The 19,154-nt window shown below is 63.5% G+C and carries 16 protein-coding genes; 9 read left to right on the top strand and 7 right to left on the bottom strand.

The window, feature by feature from the left end:
* Positions 1-9 precede the first annotated feature (9 nt).
* A complete protein-coding gene (locus tag Q5H94_RS14815; RefSeq protein WP_304562061.1) occupies positions 10-327 on the bottom strand; it encodes a 2Fe-2S iron-sulfur cluster-binding protein in 318 nt (105 codons plus the stop codon).
* A 118-nt stretch (positions 328-445) separates the two neighbouring features.
* Here Q5H94_RS14815 and Q5H94_RS14810 point away from each other — a divergent pair, with 118 nt between their 5' ends.
* Entirely contained in the window at positions 446-1,111 is a 666-nt protein-coding gene (locus tag Q5H94_RS14810; protein ID WP_304562060.1) for a TetR/AcrR family transcriptional regulator, read from the top strand.
* Between the two features lie 21 nt (positions 1,112-1,132).
* Here Q5H94_RS14810 and Q5H94_RS14805 read toward each other — a convergent pair whose 3' ends face one another.
* The 4 genes from Q5H94_RS14805 to Q5H94_RS14790 all read right to left on the bottom strand — a co-directional run bounded on the left by Q5H94_RS14805 (position 1,133) and on the right by Q5H94_RS14790 (position 7,811).
* Positions 1,133-2,428, bottom strand: coding sequence for a spinster family MFS transporter (locus Q5H94_RS14805; protein WP_304562059.1), 1,296 nt, complete (start codon positions 2,426-2,428; stop codon positions 1,133-1,135).
* 117 nt (positions 2,429-2,545) lie between these two features.
* Positions 2,546-3,889: an amidohydrolase family protein gene (locus Q5H94_RS14800; RefSeq protein WP_304562058.1), complete on the bottom strand. Its 1,344-nt coding sequence runs from the start codon at positions 3,887-3,889 to the stop codon at positions 2,546-2,548.
* Positions 3,890-4,056: 167 nt separating this feature from the next.
* Positions 4,057-5,415, bottom strand: a complete 1,359-nt coding sequence (locus Q5H94_RS14795) for a DUF1214 domain-containing protein (protein ID WP_304562057.1) — start codon at positions 5,413-5,415, stop codon at positions 4,057-4,059.
* A 38-nt stretch (positions 5,416-5,453) separates the two neighbouring features.
* Positions 5,454-7,811, bottom strand: a complete 2,358-nt coding sequence (locus Q5H94_RS14790; RefSeq protein WP_304562056.1) for a TonB-dependent receptor — start codon at positions 7,809-7,811, stop codon at positions 5,454-5,456.
* Between the two features lie 302 nt (positions 7,812-8,113).
* On the opposite strand from Q5H94_RS14790, the gene Q5H94_RS14785 reads away from it, so the two are divergent.
* The 8 genes from Q5H94_RS14785 (at position 8,114) to Q5H94_RS14750 (ending at position 16,746) form a co-directional block, all read left to right on the top strand.
* Positions 8,114-8,620, top strand: a complete 507-nt coding sequence (locus tag Q5H94_RS14785; RefSeq protein ID WP_304562055.1) for a helix-turn-helix domain-containing protein — start codon at positions 8,114-8,116, stop codon at positions 8,618-8,620.
* A 39-nt stretch (positions 8,621-8,659) separates the two neighbouring features.
* The gene (locus tag Q5H94_RS14780) at positions 8,660-9,007 is read left to right on the top strand and encodes a hypothetical protein (RefSeq protein WP_304562054.1); all 348 of its coding nucleotides are present in this window, start codon (positions 8,660-8,662) and stop codon (positions 9,005-9,007) included.
* A 115-nt stretch (positions 9,008-9,122) separates the two neighbouring features.
* A complete protein-coding gene (locus tag Q5H94_RS14775) occupies positions 9,123-9,494 on the top strand; it encodes a hypothetical protein (protein WP_304562053.1) in 372 nt (123 codons plus the stop codon).
* 26 nt (positions 9,495-9,520) lie between these two features.
* Positions 9,521-10,054 carry a JAB domain-containing protein gene (locus Q5H94_RS14770; protein WP_304562052.1) on the top strand — a complete coding sequence of 178 codons (534 nt, stop codon included), beginning with the start codon at positions 9,521-9,523 and terminating at the stop codon, positions 10,052-10,054.
* A 428-nt stretch (positions 10,055-10,482) separates the two neighbouring features.
* Entirely contained in the window at positions 10,483-11,058 is a 576-nt protein-coding gene (locus tag Q5H94_RS14765; protein WP_304562051.1) for an RNA polymerase sigma factor, read from the top strand.
* A complete protein-coding gene (locus Q5H94_RS14760) occupies positions 11,055-12,035 on the top strand; it encodes a DUF4880 domain-containing protein (RefSeq protein ID WP_304562050.1) in 981 nt (326 codons plus the stop codon). Before Q5H94_RS14765 ends, Q5H94_RS14760 begins: the two co-directional genes overlap by 4 nt.
* Positions 12,036-12,103: 68 nt before the next feature.
* The gene (locus tag Q5H94_RS14755) at positions 12,104-14,668 is read left to right on the top strand and encodes a TonB-dependent receptor (RefSeq protein ID WP_341850114.1); all 2,565 of its coding nucleotides are present in this window, start codon (positions 12,104-12,106) and stop codon (positions 14,666-14,668) included.
* Positions 14,662-16,746, top strand: coding sequence for an Atxe2 family lasso peptide isopeptidase (locus Q5H94_RS14750; protein ID WP_304562048.1), 2,085 nt, complete (start codon positions 14,662-14,664; stop codon positions 16,744-16,746). Before Q5H94_RS14755 ends, Q5H94_RS14750 begins: the two co-directional genes overlap by 7 nt.
* Here the strand turns inward: Q5H94_RS14750 and Q5H94_RS14745 are convergent.
* On the bottom strand, positions 16,743-18,485 hold the full coding sequence (locus tag Q5H94_RS14745; protein ID WP_304562047.1) for an asparagine synthase-related protein: 1,743 nt from the start codon (positions 18,483-18,485) through the stop codon (positions 16,743-16,745). The genes Q5H94_RS14750 and Q5H94_RS14745 overlap by 4 nt on opposite strands.
* Positions 18,485-19,147: a lasso peptide biosynthesis B2 protein gene (locus tag Q5H94_RS14740; RefSeq protein ID WP_304562045.1), complete on the bottom strand. Its 663-nt coding sequence runs from the start codon at positions 19,145-19,147 to the stop codon at positions 18,485-18,487. The genes Q5H94_RS14745 and Q5H94_RS14740 overlap by 1 nt, the downstream gene beginning before the upstream one ends.
* Positions 19,148-19,154 lie beyond the last annotated feature (7 nt).

Genomic DNA, 19,154 nt, shown 5'->3' with positions numbered 1-19,154 from the left:
CGTGAACCGTCAATCTTCCGGCGCGATTGTGACCTGCAGGCCGTCCAGCTCGGGGCCGACCGTTATCTGGCAGGAAAGCCGCGACGTCGGACCACGCGAACTGGAACTGTCGAGCAGGTCGCTCTCGTCGATGCCGGGCCCGCCCACGCGCTCAGACCAGGCCGGATCGACAAAAACATGACAGGTCGCACAGCTGCAGCATCCACCGCACAGCGCAAGAAGCTCGTCGATACCAGCATCGCGGATCATTTCCATGACACTCAGTCCGGACGCACCTCTCAGCTGCGTCTTGGCGCCATCGCGCGTGGTCACTTCGATCGCAGGCATTGGATTCCTTTGCGCTTTGGTACGAAATTATCGTACTATTCCAGAAATTGGAATTCAAACGGATTCTCGTACCAAATTTACGATTGCCGGTTCGAACGATTTGCGCAGAGTCGAAACCATGAACGAGATTCCGGAAATTCCCGCCTGCCCATCAGGAGATGACATCGTCACGCGCGTCACGGATGCGGCGTTGGTTTGCGTCTCACGCAACGGCTTCGATCGCACGACAATCGACGACATCGTCACCCTGTCAGGCGTGCCTCGCACAACCATCTACCGCAAGATCGGCACGAGAGACGCAATCCTGCACGCCATGCTTACCCAGTTGGCGACACCCCATCAGGAGCGCAGCGCCGTTCTCGCCGCAGGAAGCGGAACTTGGCTCGAGAGACTGGAGGCCGTCATCAATCTCACGATCAACACGATGGATGAATACCCTTGGCTCAAAGCCATTATTCAGCAAGGACTGTCGGCTCCAAGCCTTGCGTTGTTCGACGGCGTCAATCGGTCGCTGGGCGGGAATGTTCTTCGCCGCATGCTCGCAGCGCGTGCCAGTGAACGAAAATGGACGGACGACGTCTCAACGGATGAGCTTTTGCACTGGCTGCTGCGACAGATTCTCGTGCTGGGGGGCGAATCCATGACGGACTCCTTGTGGGTCGGCCGGCAGGTCCGCCTTTTCATCATGCCGGTCTTCTCACGCCTGGATAATGCCAATACCCTTGCGACCACAGAGGACCAGTTGAACCGGATCGAGGACAAGCTTTCGCGTTTGATCCGCTAGACGAGCGAAAACGATCTGGCGTCATTCGTCTCCAACGTCATTGGCGCCTTCGCCCGCCCGGCGCATGCTGTAACCGGCGCCAAGAAACAGGAGGCCGGCCAGCATCGCCAGTGCGACCATCAGGCCTAGCGCATGAGACACCGGGTATCGATCACCCGAAAGCCGTCGCCAGTCGCTCAGCAATCCGATCGCTAACGGCCCCAAGCCTCCCCCGACGACATTGCAGAGGATGAAAACCACGGACAGCGCACGGGCACGAACCGGGGAAGGCGCGAGATTGAGGCAGAAGCCGAAGGCCGGTCCATAATATGCTGAAAGCAAAACCGAATAGGGTGCGAGCGCGACAAGCGTGAGGATTTCCGAACGGCTCGCTAGCGCGACTGCCAGACACGGCGCGCCGATCAGCGCGGCCAGTCCGGCGATCACCGGGAGCCCGCTATTGCCCCGGTCGGCGCGGAAACGTGCCGCGACGCCTCCCAGGAGCGTCCCGGCGATGCCGCCTGCCCCCAAGACCAATCCCAATGCTGCTCCGGCTGCGGCGATCGGCACGTTCCTCTCGCGAATGAGCAGCACTGATGCCCATGATCCGACACCCAGCACGACCATACTGGCGATGACCATGGCGAGGACAGTCAACGCGATTCCCGGGATCATAAACCAGGCCACAATCTGCCGAGCCGGGGCTGAGGTGGTCAGAACGTCCGTTTGTGCCGTCCGGCGCGGCGGATTCCGAAGCGCCAGCATTAATATGACGGCTAGCAGGATCCCCGGCAGACCGATCGCCATCATCGCCCAGCGCCAACCCCACACGCCGCTGACCTTGCCCGCCACCACCGAGCCGACCAGGACGCCGATCGGCGCGCCGATGTAGAAGACAGATACGGCGGTCGGGCGGAGCCGGGGTGGGAAATGATCGGATATCATCGAGAGGCAGGTGGGTGGCGACCCTGCTTCCGCCGCGCCGACCAACGCGCGAAGACCCGCCAACGAACCGAAGCTCCCGGCCCAACGCGCTAGAAGGGTGGCAACGCTCCATGTCGTCAGGAGGATCGCCAACAGGTGTTTGCGGTTGACCCGATCCGCGAGCGTCGCAAGCGGGATCGCAGCAAGCGCAAACGGTATCGTGTATACGAAGCCGGCCAGCAGACCGGTCTGACCGTCGCTCAGCTTGAATTCGCGACTGATCGGCTGGAGCAGCACATTGAAGGCGTTGCGATCGATCGAATGCACGCAATAGACGAGCATCAGCAGAATCAGCGCCCCCCACCGTGGGACGATGTCGGTTTCTTCGTGCCGATCCGGCTCGTCGATACTCATGCCGCCTTGAAAACCCTCGAAAGTCCCTACGCACTGCCTCTCAAAGGCGACGGCATCAAGGGGCTGCCGAAAAGCGGTGCGAGCCGCCTTTCCGCAACCGAAGCCGGACCATGCGGCCTATTGCGCCGCAGCTAGCTCCTCGGCTCCCAACTGATCGTCATAGGCGCGAACCTGAGCGAACATCTTCGTGATGTCGCCGGAGGTCACGACACGCGCAGTCTCGCCGGGGGCGAGCGGGGCAGGGCCGCCGAACGAAACCGGATCGGTATTGATATGGCTCGCCAGCTTGCGCAGCGCGCCCGTGGTGCAGTTCTCGCGACCGCCCATCATCCCGAGGGCATCGAACTGATAGAGCTTGAGCGCATTGAGATGCGTGATCTTGTCGACCTGCGCATCAGGCAACTCGCCGAGCGTCTTCATCAGTAGGTCGGCCGACTCCGGCCAGACGCTATCCGAATGCGGATAATCGCATTCATAGGCGACATTGTCCTCGCCGATCGCGTCGAGATTCTTCAGCCCGAACGCGTCGTCGATAAAGCATGTCATGAAATGCTCGCGGAAAACCTCGCTCGGCTTCTTCTTGCCGAAATCCGAATGCGTCCATGCGCGATGATGTGCGTAGGTGAAGTCGGAGCGTTCCAGAAAATAGGGAATCCAGCCAATCCCGCCTTCGGAAAGGGCGATCTTCAGCGGGTATTTCTGGATTGCCTTCAACCAGAGCCAATCTGCGGCCGAGTTGACGATCGAGATCGGCATGGTGACGATCCAGGCATCGATCGGCGAGGCCATCGAGGCATGCGGTGCCGCAGCGCCCGATCCGATGTGCAGGTTGATCACGATCTGGTGATCGGCACACGCCTTCCAGAGCGGCTCCCAATAATCATCATGGATCGAGGGTTGGCCGCGCAGTGCGGGGTTGTCGCTGAACGATATCGCGTGGCATCCTTTCTTGGCCACGCGCGCGATCTCTTTGACCGTTTCGTCGATATCCCAATAGGGCACGATCGCGTTCGGAATGTTGCGACCGGGATACCGTCCGCACCATTCGTCGATGTGCCAGTCGTTGTACGCCCGCAAGAGCGTCAGCGCCGCCGCCTTGTCCGTAAAATGGTGGAAGAGCTCGCCATCGAACCGGACGACGCTCGGAAAATTCACCGACGACAATATCCCGTTGGCGTTCATATCCTCAATGCGTGCGTCGAGATCCCACGACCCTTTTCGCATCTGCTCAAAGGAAACCGGCTCGCACCCATATTCCTCACGCATCCGGCCCACGACGGCGTTGAGTCCGATATTCCCAGCGCGGCGCCCCTCGAACAGCCAGAAGTCGGCTCCGTTCGCATCCTTCTGGACGCTCGGCTTGATCGCGTTGTGCTGAATGGAGAGATGCTGGTCGAACATGGTCGGCGGCTCGACGACGTGGTCATCAACGCTAACGATGATAAGATTTTCGACGTCCATGAGATCTCTCCCTTCACGAAAGTAGCCGCGCCAAATTTGACGGTTTGGTCAAATACGCTCTATCTCCTCGGAACGGGCAAGGCTAGCCCGGAGTTTGAAATGGGTGCCCTGAAACCTGATGGCGCGCGAGTCATGCCAGCCCAGGCAATCGCGCGCCAAAGGGTTCGTCACCTGGTTCGGTTGGCATAGCCTGATGCGCGCAACGAAAGCTGTTTTCTCCGCTCGCTCGCGGCGGCTTTCGCGACACCTGCTAGCCGGCCGTTCGCGACGTCGGCAAACTTGGCCACACGATACTCCTTGAGCAAGCCGTCGCCCGATGCGCCGGCTGGGAACCCTTGCCAGCGCGCGAGCAGGTAGCCGTGATGAAACCCTGCCGTGTCGATCCAGTTCGCCACGCCAGGGTCCTTCGGGCCTATGACATAGGTGAAGCTGCCGTTGGCATTGGGCGTCGCCTGCGACGTGTTGATACTGGTCTGATACTTGGTCGCGTCGGCGGCGATCATCCACGGGTCCGTCACCTGCACGCCGGTGTACCGTGCAACACCATGTGTCGTCGTAAGAACAATCACCTCGTCGGGCCCGAGATCGTAACGGCCGCCTGCCAGAAACCCCCAATTGCCGTCGCGCGGTACCGGGCCTACGAGCTTGTTGGGCTGGATACCGCCGAGCCATGTATCCTTGAATCCAGCCCAGAAGCGGACATATCCGGGCAAATCCTCGATCACTTTCTGGCGCAATTCGGAGTCCGGGCGCGGCGCCGGGGTGGCGGGGTCGAGGCGGCGAAGGGTGAGGGCGATGGGCTTCTGCCGCCAGTCTGACAGCACGTCCCGGAAGTTGAGCGCGATACTTCCTTCCGCAAGCGGCACATAATTGGCGTTCTTCGGTGCGCCGCCCACCGCGATGGTGAAGGTGCCATCGGCGTCAACCTTGATGTTCTGGTCGGTGAGCATGGCAATCTGATTGCCCATGTCGGGATGGTCGCGGGTCTGGCGGGCGAGCGTCAATTTGCCGGGTTGGCCGCGCGTCACCTCGACACTGAATTGCGCAGGACGGTGCGCAGGATCGATCTGGCCACGGATTTCATATTGCCCGCCACCGTCGACGAAGGAGCTGCGATAGATGTGGTCGGGATTGTCGCCGGCAATGCCAATACCGGGCACCGAATAGCCGAACCACCGGTGCGGCGTATCGTCCGTCGTCCACAGGATCGCCGGGTGTACCGGGTCGGCGGCGATCTCGCGCAGGATCAGCGAGGTCGTCCATTGTTCGACAGCGCTAGCCAGTCGTGCGCTGCCTTCCGGCGTCTGCGCCGCGGCGGTGGTACGGAACTCCTTCACGATCCCGGCCTCCGCCGCTCGTACATCGGGGTCGACGAGCAGCTTGAGCAGCGTCTTCTCCGCCGCGAGCTGTTCGGGTGTCGCAAGGACTGGCGTGGCGGCGACAGGTGCCTCGGCAGACACTCCGTGTGTGGCGATCACCGCGGCAAGAATACCCATGACGCTGTTCATTAGAACCGGCTTGTTCATTGCAGCTCTCCTAAAAGCTATTTTGGTATGGAAGACCGTCAGAAGTGCACGCGACCCGTGACGCCGACGACGCGCGGGTCGCCGAGATATCCCGTGATCAAACCTGTGTTGAAGGCACCAGGCTGGAGAACGGTGTAATAGTGCTGGTCGAACAGGTTGCGCGCCCAGAGCGACAGATCGAGCTTCTCGCCGATCCGGGCCCCGACCCGCGCATTCACCAGCGAGTATCCCGGAATGTACGAGTATTTCGATAAGTTCGCGGCGAAGAAGATTCCGGATCGATAACTGTAGTCGCCGCCGATATAGGCGCTGACCTTGCCACTCACCGGCCGGCTATATTCACCGCCCAGCGCTGCCGACCATTTTGGCGCGCCCGGCAATACGCGTCCGCTGAGATCGCATGTCGTCGCGACATTCTCGATCGGGCATGGCGAGTCCTTGAACGAGCGGTAGCTCGCGTCGAGATAGGTGAGGGAGCCATAGGCGGTGAGCCCTGTCACCGGGGCGACCGTTCCTTCGATCTCGACGCCACGGGATCGCACGGCCCCCACATTCGACACATAGGTCGTTGTGCGGAATGGGTCCGAGATCGTCGCCTGATAGTTCCGGTCGATCGTCCAGAACGCCGCCAGATTCAGCGTGGCGACATGGTCGGCGGTGCGTGTTTTCAGCCCTATCTCGTAATGGTCGATCGATTCCGGCGCGATTGTTTTCGGCACGTTCGCTGCCACATTTGTGAGCGTCAGACCGCCCGACTTGTAGCCGCGGGCGAACGTCGCATAGCCCAGAACGGTGTCGCTGAACCGGTATGAGAGGTTCGCCTGCCCGGATAGATTGCTTTCGTTGGTATGGATATCATAGGCATTCGGTGCGCCGAACGCGGCTCGCGTGGCGACCGCGATCGCCTGGTCCGCGGGGGACAGGGTGGCAAGGCTCGCGCCCGCCACGGTCTGCACAAAGGTGCCGTCCTTGGTTTCGTTGGTGTATCTGGCGCCGACCGTGAGCGCGAGGCGTGCGCTGATATTCCAGGTCGCCTGTCCGAAGGCAGCGTAGCTGTTCGTCCGCAGCGTGGAATCACCCGTTACCGCGAAACCGTTCAGCGCCGCCTGGTTCCGGGGATTGTCCGCGCCGAGAAGCCAGATCGGTGCGGCCGAGCCGTAGGACGTCAGATTATGGCTGTCGAGACTCTGGTGGAAGTAGAAGGCGCCGATGACATAGTCGATCGTGTGTTTCCCGGCGGAAGCAAACCGAAACTCCTGCGTGAACTGGGTCTGCTTGCTCTCGTTATAGGCGGCCGTCAGGATCGGTAGCGACGTGCCGTCGGCGTCATTGCGGGGTGACCAGTTCCAGAACCGGTACGCGGTGATCGATGTCAGGATGTGGTTGGGAAGGGTCCAGTCGACCTTCGCCGAACCGCCGCCTTGCTCCATTCTCGCCTGCGGGGTTACATCGAGATCGACCTTGCGTGAGAACGGGTCGATGGCAGGCAAAACATACCCGGCGCGCGACGCGCGCAGCGTAATACCGTTGGGAATAACGCTCGTGACACCAGCCGGTGTGGCGCGCTCGGCGGCGATGCCGGTGTTGACGGGCGCATAGCCGTCTTCATGCTGACGGCCATAATCGCCGATCAAACGTATTTTGACGTTGCCCAACTCGGCGAGAACCTGCCCCCTCACGGAAAAGTTGTTGTAATCGTTGATGCGTCGCCCGGATGCCGTATTGAACACGTAGCCCTCGTGCGACGTTTGCGCGGCCGACAAGCGAATGGCGACACTATCGCTGAGCGGCGCGCTCGCCGAGCCGCGCACCTGATAGCTCCCGCGCGATCCGACAGTTGCGTCCGCGCGGACGTCGGGTTCGAAACTGGGTTCGCGCGTGTAGATGCTGAGCGCGCCGGCCGTGGTGTTCTTGCCAAACAACGTGCCCTGCGGCCCGCGCAGCAGTTCGATATGGTCGATATCGATCAGGTCGAACGTGGCCTGGCCGGTTCGCGCGTAATAGACATCGTCGACGTAAACTCCGACGCCGTTTTCTAGTCCGTCGTTCTGCAGCCCGATGTTGGCGCCCAAACCGCGAATGTTGATGTTCGTGTTGCGCGGGTTGTTGCCGATTATCTGAAGGCTGGGCGCCTGGCGCTGGAGTTGATCGATGGTGAAGACATTCTGCTTGTCGAGTTCCGCGCCGCCGAAGACGGTCAGTGCGATCGGCACGTTCTGCGGATCTTCCGCGCGCCGGCGGGCGGTGACGAGGATTTCTGGCGTACCTGCCTCGGGCTGGCCGCTGATAGGCCTCGGCGTCTGTGCATGCGCGGATGGCGTAAGCGCCCCAGAGCAGGCCAAAGCGATGCCCAAACCAGCGATGTAGACTGCTGAACCGAGATGTCGCTTAGCCACTGAATTTCCCCCTGAGCCGTTCCGGGGCTTATCCCAGTGACTTAGTAGGAAATTCAATAAAGCAAATCCTACTAGACCAATAGGTTTAATTTATGCCAGATCCTTAGGCCGCGTGACCCGTGTCTGCGGGTGAGCGGCCAGCATCGAGGTCGCGATCTTGCCACGGATTTCCATTGTATCCGCGTTCGCGCACGACGTCTCCGGCGGCGACCTGCGATTGTTGCCCCGAATGCCTCTCCGTCGGTCTTGTTCGGCTTGCGAAATCGATGACAGGCTCGCGAAGCGCGGCATAGGATGACGGCGTGACGACCGCGCCGCAGATCGATTCGCTGACTGAACGCCAGAGGGAGTGCCTGCGCGGTGTGCTCGCGCTCGAAAGCGCGAAGGAAACGGCCAAGCGGCTGGGTTTGAGCGAGTACACCGTCAAGGAGCATTTGGGCGAGGCGCGAAATCGGCTGGGCTGCGCGACCAGTGCCGAGGCAGCGCGAGCTTTCGCCCGCTTTGATCGTACCCCCGGCGCGAAGGAGGGTATGCTTCAGGAGGGGACGACGATTGCCATCGACCTTGCAAGATCGGAGCCCGGACGCGCAGCAGGAACGACGGCTCCGAGCCTGAGGGAGGAATATCCACCCTTCGGTCTGGATATCGCTTCGGCCGCGGGTTCCGATCGAACCGAAACCGGGAGTCGTCTAGCAGGATTTTCGACGAAAGGACTGGTCTTCTGGACAATCTTGCTCGCCGTGCTGGTCGTTTTTGCGATCATCGCAGCTCCGGCGATGCTCAAATCGGTCGAAGATCTGCTTCGTTAGCGATGTCTGACGGCTTCCCCGAACAGCCGGGGCTAAGGAATGTCACAGGAATACCGCATCAAGCAGGCAGGCGACCTGATCGAGACGCAGTTTTTGGAGCTCGAGGCACGTGCCACCGAACTCGCCCGTCGCGGCGCACAGCTCATCGTCGACGCGTTCGAGGCGCGTGCGAGAACCGGTCTCGTCGCGACCGTCGGCAACGAGGCGCTGGTCGCGCTGTCTGGCGCCGTTCACCAGTCGGTGATCGCACAAGCGCAAATCGCGGACGTGCATCCGCTGATGGCGCAGGTCGCACGCGAAGTCGGCTACGGCGACAACGGCTGTCCCGACAAAGCCGCCAAGCCGACCGGCCAGCTCGTTGTGGTGGTGGACCGCGCTGCGGCTTGACCTGTCGAGGTGGAGAGGCATCCTTTCCAGGATGCCTTCGCCATTCTTCAGATACGTTCTCCCGCTCCTTCTCGTCGCGGCATTTGCGATTTGGAAGGGTGGGAAACCCGAACGGATGGCCGCACTGCTGATGCTTAGCGGCGAAGCCGCTTCGGCACTGCTCGAACATCGAGACGTCAATATCCGGTTCGGGGCGATCGATCCCGCATTGATGGTGATCGACGTATCGATGGCGGCGCTTTTCGTTCTTCTCTCGATCAAGGCAGATCGTCATTGGCCGATAGCCCTGTCCGTATTGCAGATCGTCGCCGTGATGAGCCATCTTGGCGTGAGCCTGCGGCGCTCCCAGCCGCTGGCCTATGCGGTGCTGGAGATCGCGCCGGCCTATCTCGGGCTGCTGATCCTGCTGGCCGGCACCTCACGGCATATGGTGCGGGTCAGGCGTTCTGGACACGATCCGTCCTGGCGGACCTCATCGCCAAGGTAACGCCGTGCGAGAGTGAAGCGCTGGCGATGCTACTGCTCGCCGAATTCGGGTCGGTGTCGGCTGTGTTGGGCGCTCGGCGATCGCGGCTTGCCGCGTGCCTACCGTCGCATCCCGCGATCGTAGCGCTGCTGGTCAGCGCCGCGACGGCGATGCGGCATGGCTTGGCCGAGCAAATTCTTGTCGGCCCCTTGTTGCCCGACCTCCGCACCGTCGTGGATTATCTGCGGATCGACCTCGAGCACCTGCCATTCGAACGCGTTCGTGTCCTTTATCTGAGCGCCCGGCATCACCTGATCAGTGACGAGATCGTTTGTGATGGGGGCCTTGGCAGCGCGGACATCGCACCGCGGCAGGTCGTGGGCAGGGCGCTCGAACTCGCGGCGGCCGGCGTTGTCCTGGCCCACAATCACCCCAGCGGCGACCCGACGCCGAGCCAAGCCGACATCGAGCTCACCCGCCACGTAGCCGCGGCAGGCCAACCGCTCGGCGTCTCCGTGCTGGAGCACATCGTCATCGGTTTCGGCGAACACCGAAGCTTTCGGGCGCTCGGTTTTCTTTGAAGTGGTCGCGCAAGCGCACAGGTATACGGCCGGGTGGCCCGCGCTATGTCCAGGCCGCATGCGGCTAAAAGCGCGGGCGCATGCCCTCAGGCATGGTCTCAACTCCCGGCTCCTGCCGATCCCGCTTGCGCTGCCGGCAGGATCTGAATGTGCGACCGCCGCCGACTTGCGTCACAGAATCGCCACGCTAGTCTAGCGGAGCACCGCCAACGCGGTGTCGAGGCTTGAGACCCTCGCTTGATGTCGATGACCAATCCGCTTCGCGCGGCCGGGTGGCCTACGCACATGTCCAGGCCGCTTGCGGCTAAAAGCGTAGGCACATGTTTCAAGCATGGTCTCAACTCCCGGCTTTTGCCGGCTGCCTCGTGATGAAGACGTGAGGCTGTCCCGATGTACCGCACATCCGCTCAACCCGAAGCGCATCATTCATGGGGTTGAGCAAGCACCGTAGCGATCTTCGCCTGCCCCTGGCCGAAGACGACCCCATTCCGCCCGGGCACGACCGCGTTGTCGCCGATGTCCCCTCCATCGATGCGCTTTACCGTGCCGAACGTCCGCGGCTGCTCAGATTTCTCGGTAGCCGAAGCGGCGACGAGGCGGGGGACATCGTTCAGCGTACCTTCGTACGATTCTCCGAAATGCCGGGCGAGAAAAGGTCGGTATTGGCCAGCCCCGCGGGCTATCTCCGGCGCATTGCCGCTAACCTGTCGATCGACAATGGCCGCAAGAACGCCCGTACGTCGAAGCTCGACGTGCCCTTTGAGGACGTCGAGCTGGTCGCGCCGGACCAGGTCGCGGCCCTGGAAGCGCGCGATATGTTGCGCCGGTTGGAAGTTGCCATTCAGCGCCTTAAACCGCGCACGCGGGAGATCTTTCTCGCACACCGCGTCGATGGATATTCCTATGCTGAGATCGCGGCACGAACGGGGCTGAGCGTGAAGTGCATCGAGAAGCACATGAGCAGGGCGATAGCCTATATTGACCGCGTCCTGTCGGCGCGATGATCGAGGATTCCGAGTCCCGCATCCGGCGCGAGGCGGCGGACTGGTGGTCGCGATTGCGCACCTCCGACAGAGCCGAGGTGAGGGCCGCCTTCGAAGCCTGGCGAACCGAGGACCCCGCACACGATGCGGCTTATCTCCGGTTGGAACGGCGCTGGGATCAGAGCGCCTTCATCGCGAACGCCGGCGTGTCGCGATCGCGCAATCTCGATCTCGCACGTCCTTTATGGACGCGTCCGGGCGCACGCGTCGCCGCATTGGCGGCCGCAATCTTCCTTGCGGTCGGCCTCGGCGCGCTCGTGATCCATCGCTCCGGCTCGGGCCTCGGATCGTTGGCCGAGACACGATACGTCACTGCGCCGGGCGAGGTCCGCATCGTGACACTCGCCAACGGCGCTCACGTCGTTCTCGACGGCGACACGGCGGTTGCGCTGCGCTCGTCGTCCGCGGAGACGGCCGCGCGACTTGAACGTGGCCGTGCGCGCTTCGCGTCACCCTTGTCAGGCGGCCCTCGCTTCGTGGTCGCTGTTGACGATCGCGCGTTCACCTCGCCGAGCGGCGAATTCGACATCGATGTCGGACCCCATTTGGTGAGCGCCGTTCTGTGGCGCGGGTCGCTCGACGCATCGGACGGACCGGCAGCCATCAAGCCAGCCAGGTCCTGGCCGCTACGGGCGGGGCGGCGTGTCTCGTTCGTGGCGAGCGGCGAAGCTCGGGAAGAAGCAGCGCCCAGAGCCCTGCGCGACTGGACGCAGGGCATGCTGAGCTTCGAGGCAACGCGGCTCGCCGATGCAGTGGATATCATCGATCGCTATTGCAGGCCGCGGATCGAAGTCGCGGACGATCTGGCCGATCTTCGACTGACCGGTGGCTTCCGCGCTCGCGACTGCGCGGGTTTCACCAAGACGGTCACGACGATGTTTCACGCACGCGTCGTGCGGGTAGCCGACGGCACACTTCGCATCGTCAAAAAACCGTAGGGTTGTAGACAGGCACCATCGTTCCCCGACTGAACGACACCGCAATCGGCGGGTCGTCCAGGGGGACCATGATGATCCGTACATCGATTTTGCGTGTGCTGTTGTTCGGCACTGCCGCGACCGTGTTTGTTTCCGTACCGCCCGCATCTGCGAAGTCGAATGCCCGGCAGGACTATGAATTGCCCGCGCAACCTCTGGGAGCGTCCCTTCGTGCGATATCGATTGCGTCGGGCAGAAGCATCGTCGCGCCGTCGGAATTGGTCGACGTCCTTCCCGCGCCGGCGTTAAAGGGCAAGCTCAGCGTCGAGGAGGCGATCGCGACGCTCTTGGAGGGTTCGGGCCTTCGCGCTCGGGCCAGCGGCGCGGGGTTGTTTATCGAAGCCGTTTCCCAGGCTGCCGATACGCATGATGACGACCATGCTACGGACGTCCTCGTAACCGGATCGCGTATCCGCGGCGCAAAAGTCGCCTCGCCGGTCATCACGCTCGACCGCGACGCGATCCGGGATAGCGGCAAGGCGACGATCGTCGATGCCCTGCGCAGCCTGCCGCAGAATTTCGGGGGCGGGCAGAATCCGGGGATCGGGTTCAACGTGCCCGAAGGTAGCGGCCAACAGACCGGCGGCGGCGCGTCGATCAACCTGCGCGGGCTCGGCAGCGACGCGACGCTGACGCTGCTCGACGGCCACCGGGTTTCCTACAGCGTATCGAAACAGTCGGTCGACATCTCCAGCATTCCGCTCGGCGCGATCGGCCGCATCGACATCGTACCAGACGGTGCGTCGGCGCTTTACGGTTCGGACGCGGTGGCCGGCGTGGTCAACATCGTGCTGCGTCGCGACCTCAATGGCATCGAGACCGGCTTCACGATCGGCGGTGCGACAGATGGCGGCGACCTTACGCAGATCTATTCGCTGACCGCCGGTAAGATCTGGCGCACGGGCAGTGCCTTCATCGCCTATGAATATGGCGACACCAGCGAAATCAACGCGAACCAACGCGCTTATGCGGCGACGCGCAGGCCAAACCTGGATCTGTTTCCCGCGCAGCGCCGGCACAGCGTGCTCGGCCGCGTTCAGCAACAGCTCGGCGATACGCTGACGGTCGCGGTCGATGCCACCTTCAACAAGCGCTGGAGCGGCTTGTGGTATTCGCAGGATCCGAGCGGGAACCTGTCGATCAGCCGCACACACAATTACGGCGTCGCGCAATCCTATGGCCTAGCCGGTTCGCTCGACTGGTCGCTTGGCAACTGGGTGGCGACCCTTTCCGGCAATCTCGGTCAGGACCGCGTCGACTATGCCGGCGACACGTTCACCGGAACGGTCGGTCGCTCGATCGGCCGCGGATTCTATCGCAACAGCGCCCGCGCGGTGGAGCTTTCCGGAAATGGCGCGTTGTTCGCGCTGCCCGGCGGACCCGCCAAGCTCGCCGTCGGCACCGGCTATCGGCATATCGATTTCGAACGCTTCAACGGCGCCGGCAACAGTCAGAACACCAGTCACGATCAGGCCGACTATTACGCCTTCGGTGAACTGAGCCTGCCGCTGCTAGCCAAGGACCAGCACCTTCCGCTGCTCGACAGTCTCGTGCTCAGCGCCGCCGCGCGCTACGAGCATTACAATCATGTCGGCGACGTGCTGACGCCCAAGTTCGGCATCATCGCAGCACTCGGGCCGGATGTCTCGATCAAGGGCAGCTGGGGGCAGAGCTTCCGCGCGCCGACGCTTTATCAGGGCTATCAGCCGGTGCAGGCGTATCTCGGCACGGCGAGCCTCGTCGGCGGCACCGGCTATCCGGCGGGATCGACCTCGATCCTGCTTTTGGGCGGCAACCCCAATCTCAAGCCCGAGCGATCGACCAACTGGTCGGCGACGCTCGATCTTCACCCGCGGGCGCTGGACGGCCTGTCGCTCGAGATCAGCTATTTCTCGGTCCATTATCGTGACCGGATCATCACGCCGATCCCCGACTACAGCGTCTCACTCGCCAATCCCGGCTATGCCAATTTCGTCAGCCTCAACCCTGGTTCGGCCGAACTGGCGGCGGCGCTCGGGGGTGCTGCCACGATCACCAACCTCACCAGCGGCACCTACGACCCGACCAAGGTGATCGCGATCGTCTATAACAACAATATCAACGCTGGCCGCCAGGTCATCCAGGGCATCGACGCGCTGGGCCGCTACAAGGCACCGCTCGCCGGCGGCACGCTTTCGGTCATGGCGGACGCGGCCTATCTCGAAAGCGACCAGCAGATCTCGCCGACGCTGCCCGTCACGCAGAAAGCCGGGATCATTTTCAACCCGCCGCATCTGCGGCTGCGTGGCGAGTTGGGCTGGAACGCGGGCGGGCTGACGATCTCGGGCGCGGTAACCCGGATCGGCCCGGTGCTCGACAATCGCATCGCGACCACGGCGCGGGTGCCGGGCATGACGCCGGTCGATCTGACCGTCCGGTACAAGGTGACCGAGGGACCTGCGCGGGGCGTGGACATCACCGCCAGCGTGCAGAATCTGTTCAACGCACAGCCGAGCCCGATCACGACCTCGTTCCCCACGGACACCCCCTACGATTCCACCAATTACTCTGCGGTCGGGCGCTTCCTCAGTCTGTCGGTGATCAAGAAATGGTAAGGGCGGCAATTCTCTTCGCGGCGCTTGTCACCGCGAATGCCGTTCCGGCCTGGGCCGACTGCAGCCGGCTTCTGCCGAGCGCCGACGAGGCGGCCATCGCGCGCCGCCATATCGCGCCGCGCGATCTCGTCGAGATGCGCGACGTCGGCCTGCCCGATGGCTCCACCAATATCGGCGCAAGCCCATTGGCGCTGTCGCCTGACGGCAAATGGATCGCGTTTGTCCTCAACCGCGCGGATCTTGAGAGCGACGGCTACTGTCGCGCGCTCATCGTCGTCAGTGCCGATGGCGAGGGCGCGCCGCGCGTGCTGGATCGTGGCGGGGATCTGATCCTCGGTAAGGGTGTCTATCGCGGCCTCCTCATCGCAAGCGGCTTTCCGCAATTGATCACGCCGCGCTGGTCGCCGGATGGACGGTCGATCGGCTATCTCAGGCGTGATGGCGACGTCACGCAGGTCTGGCGCGTCGGCGCCGATGGCGGCGGTGCCGTCGCGGTGACCAAGTCGCCCACCGATGTCGAATCTTGGCGTTGGTCGGGAGACGGTGGCGCGATCCTGTACGAGACGCGCCCCGCCGTCGTTGCAATTCGCGCGAAAATGCGGACCGAGGCCGACAGCGGCTACCTATACGATGACCGCATCCGTCCGAATGCCGGCCCGTTTCCGCATCTCCGTGAGGCGGAGGTGCCGCTCGAGACCTTCCGTCACGATCTCGCGTCCGGCACGACGGTCGCCGTCTCCGCCAGGGACCGCGCCCCGGACGACGACCGCTCCGGATACGGCTTCGATGGGCGCAAAGCCGGCCTCGAACCGGTAAGCCTTAACCCCAACAGCGGTCTGCGGTTGTGGGTCGATGACGCGACCGGCAAGCGACAATCGTGCCTGCAGGCCGCGTGCAGTGATGGCCTGGTCACCTATTGGTGGGCCGACGAGGATATGCTGATCTTCCAGCGCCGTGAGGGCTGGGCACGCGGCAAAATGGCGTTCTATCGGTGGCGGCCCGGTCACGGCGACCCGGAGCGGATTCTCGCGGGTGATGATTGGCTGACGGGCTGTCTGTACCGCGCCGAACATCTGTTCTGCCTCGCGCAGACCGCAACGACACCCGCGCATGTCGTGTCGGTCGCGCTCGCGACACGCCGCTCCACGACGCTGTTCGATCCGAACCCCGTGTTCGCGCGGCTCGATCTCGGCACGGTCGAGCGTCTGACCTGGTCCAACGACATCGGATTACCGGCACGGGGCGACCTGGTGCTGCCGCCGGGATACGTGCATGGCACCAAGCTGCCGCTCGTTATCGTACAATATCAGACCAATGGTTTCCTGCGTGGCGGGACCGGCGACGATCATCCGATCTTTCCACTCGCGGCGGCCGGTTTCGCCGTCCTCAGCATCAACAATCCGGCGTTCTTCGGCACCAACGACCCACACATCACGACCATCGACCAGGCGATCGGCGCGATGGGGGCGAACTGGTCAGAGCGCAGGAGCCTCTTATCTTCGTTGCTCACCGGCCTGGATCAGAGCGTCGCGCGCGGGATCGCCGACCCGAAGCGGATCGGTATCACCGGGCTCAGCGACGGCGCCTCGTCAGCCGCCTTCGCGCTCGTCAACACGCGTCGCTTTGCCGCTGCCTCGCTCAGCACGTGCTGCGAGGAGCCCAAGACGGTGATGACCTATGGTGGTATCGGCTGGGCGGACTGGAACCATCAGGTCCGGCGCTATCCGCGGGCGAGCGCGGATGACGTGTCGTTCTGGAAGCCGATGAGTCTTTCGCTCTCCGCCGCCGCGATCGACACACCGATTCTGATGCAACTTGCGGATCGGGAGTATCTGCTCGGACTCGAAGCCTTCACCGCACTGCGCGAAAACGGCAAGACGGTCGAACTCTCGGTGCAACCCGATGAATATCACATCCGGGTCCATCCCCGGCATCGGCTGGCCGACTATATCCGCGACATCGACTGGTTCGGTTTTTGGTTGAAGGGGGCCACCGACGCCGACCCCGCTAAAGCCGAACAATATCGACGCTGGACGGCGCTGCGCAGCCTGTCCTCGGCGCCGGGTCACGCTCCCTAGCCGGGCCAGCACCGTGACCAGGTTTCTACGTCGACGAGGCGCATGATGCGGCCATGATCCGTGCCCGAGGCGGGACCCAGGCCATCAAGCGCACGGGCGATCGCGTCGACGTCGAGCAGACCGAAACCGGCAAGCTTGCCGTCGAGCAGCATCGCGCGGATCAGGCGGCGATTCGTTTCGTAGAGCTGTACGACGAATCCGTCCGGGGAGCCTTTCGACCTGCGCCATGCGACCTCGGCCGGCAGGAGCGGCGAGAAGGCATGGCGCGCGGCGGCGCGGTTGCAGCCGCGATCGAACCAGCGCCAGCTCGGGATTCGCAAACACGTCTCGACGATCGGCTGCGACAGCAGCGGATAGAGGATGGGCGTCTCCGCCAGCGGATCGCCGTCCTCTGCAAGACCCTGCGTGCCGACGAGAAGTGCGACATGCGCGCCCTTGCCCGGCGGGATGTGTCGGGGACGCCGACGCCAGGGGTGGCGGGAGGCGGCGTGCACAGCGGTCAGCGCGATCGCGGAAAGGAAGCTCGGGTCGATCTCGTCCGTCACTTGCCTGTGCGGTTGCCAGGAACGCAGCCACGCACGGCGGAGCACTGTCAGCATGTCGCTGCCGGTCAATTCGGCGATGGTGCGAGCGACGCGCCAAAACTCCGTGCGACCTTCGATGTCGAGGCGGCAATCGAGTAGCGGCGAAACCGATTGCAGCGAGCAGAAGATATTGTCGCCGCCGCCGCCGGTTGCGACGAAGGGTGCGTGGTTCTCAGCGGCGACGCGTCGAGCCTGGTGCCGCGCGCTCGACCAGAAGGCGCGCGTGCTCGGTCGCGGCAGCGTGGCGGCACTCGATCGTGCCAGGTCGACGTCGTGGACGTCGAGGGACCGCTCTACCAGCGCCAGCCCGGTTTCTGCCGCTGTCATTCGGGCGTAACGCCGCTCGTCGCCCGCAGCATCGGATGTCGTGACATTGACGCCGATGACCTCGAGACCGCCTGCGGTGGCGGCCGCCGCGAGAACCGACGAGTCCAGTCCGCCGGAGAGCATCACCGCGATCCGTCCGGCTTCCGAACAGCGCGTCGCGACGGAGGAGAGAATCGTATCCCGCAGACGTGCCGTTGCCTCGACCGGATCGAGGATGCGACGTGCGCCCGCAGCATGATCCCAAGGCGACCACATATTTTCCGTTGTCGCGCCGCCGGGCCGCAGGATGAGGCGTTCGCCCCCGCGTAGTTCCTCGACCCCCGCCAGGCAGGTCTCGCCGCTGCGCGTGTCCGGCGCGGCCAGGAAGCGCGCCGTGGCGTCGCGGTCCACGCGCGGAGAGATATTGCCCAGGGTCGTGAGCATGGCGACATCGGAGGCGAGCAATGTCGCCGTCGGCGTTCGCACAGCGAGGCATGGCAATTCGCCGAAGGGCGCGCGCAGGACCGCCACTGAAGTCTCTCCTACGAGCAGCGCGACGTACCCGCCCCAGAACGCCCGCGGCAGAAACTCGCCGACGGTGTTGTGTACCAGAATCGCGTCTTCCGGAGCGAGGGCGGTCTGGCGCTGCCGGCGCCCGGTCATGAAGAGCGGGCCAAGGATCGTGCCGCGGTCCAGCACCGGGATCGCGCAAGCCGTAGCCTCGTGGATGACCACGCATTCGGGCCGGTCCAGTGCGACCGCCAGGTCAGATCGTCCCTGAATGCGCGTGGCAACCTCTGCCCGGGCATTTGCAGTCGCGTGGACGAGCGCGAAGAAGCGGTTCGCCATCATATCACCAGGATGGGTGTGTAGTTGCGGACGACATCGAAGCGGTCATTGACCAGCACATCTCCGCTCGAAACCCAGGCGTGCGCGGCGAAAGGCAAGAGCTTCACGCCAATGACCAACGTGCAGGTTTGTCGCGCGTCGAGCAGAGCGTGCATCACACCGATCGAACGCGGCAGGCAGGCGTCGGTGGTGGTGAAAAGCGCCCGAAGGTCTGCGGCGGCGGTGGCGACAGTGCCGAGCCGAGAGGTGATCGCCAGGCGGGACGCCAGCCGACGCTTGCGTCGCTCGAGCGCACGGAGGGTGCGCAGTATGCCGAGAAGTCGCAACTGCGCCGGCGCGGACGCAAGACGGAGACCAACGCGCAGATGCGTCGAGAGCGCGGTGCCGCTTGCGTGCGCGTCGAGCAGGCTCCTTGCCGGGACGCTGATGTGTGGACAGGGGGCCAGCGGTGCCCCCATGCCGATGCTGACCGGGCCGTGATCGGCTAACGCGCGGAGGATCATGTGATCCTCATGCACGAGCGACTGACCGCTGCTGAGACGGGCAAAACTGCGTTCGGCGTCGGCCGAAAGACAGAAATAGCGGTCCTTGCCGAGATCGAGGAAAAGTATCCTGTCGGCGACATGGCAGAAGCTCAGACCGGGTTTGAGGAAGTAGCGCATCGTCGCG

Source organism: Sphingomonas immobilis (genome assembly GCF_030580995.1).
In the GTDB taxonomy this organism is placed as follows: Bacteria; Pseudomonadota; Alphaproteobacteria; order Sphingomonadales; family Sphingomonadaceae; genus Sphingomonas; species Sphingomonas immobilis.
Note: the sequence above shows the minus strand (reverse complement) of the source record. Positions and strands in the feature narration are given on the sequence as shown.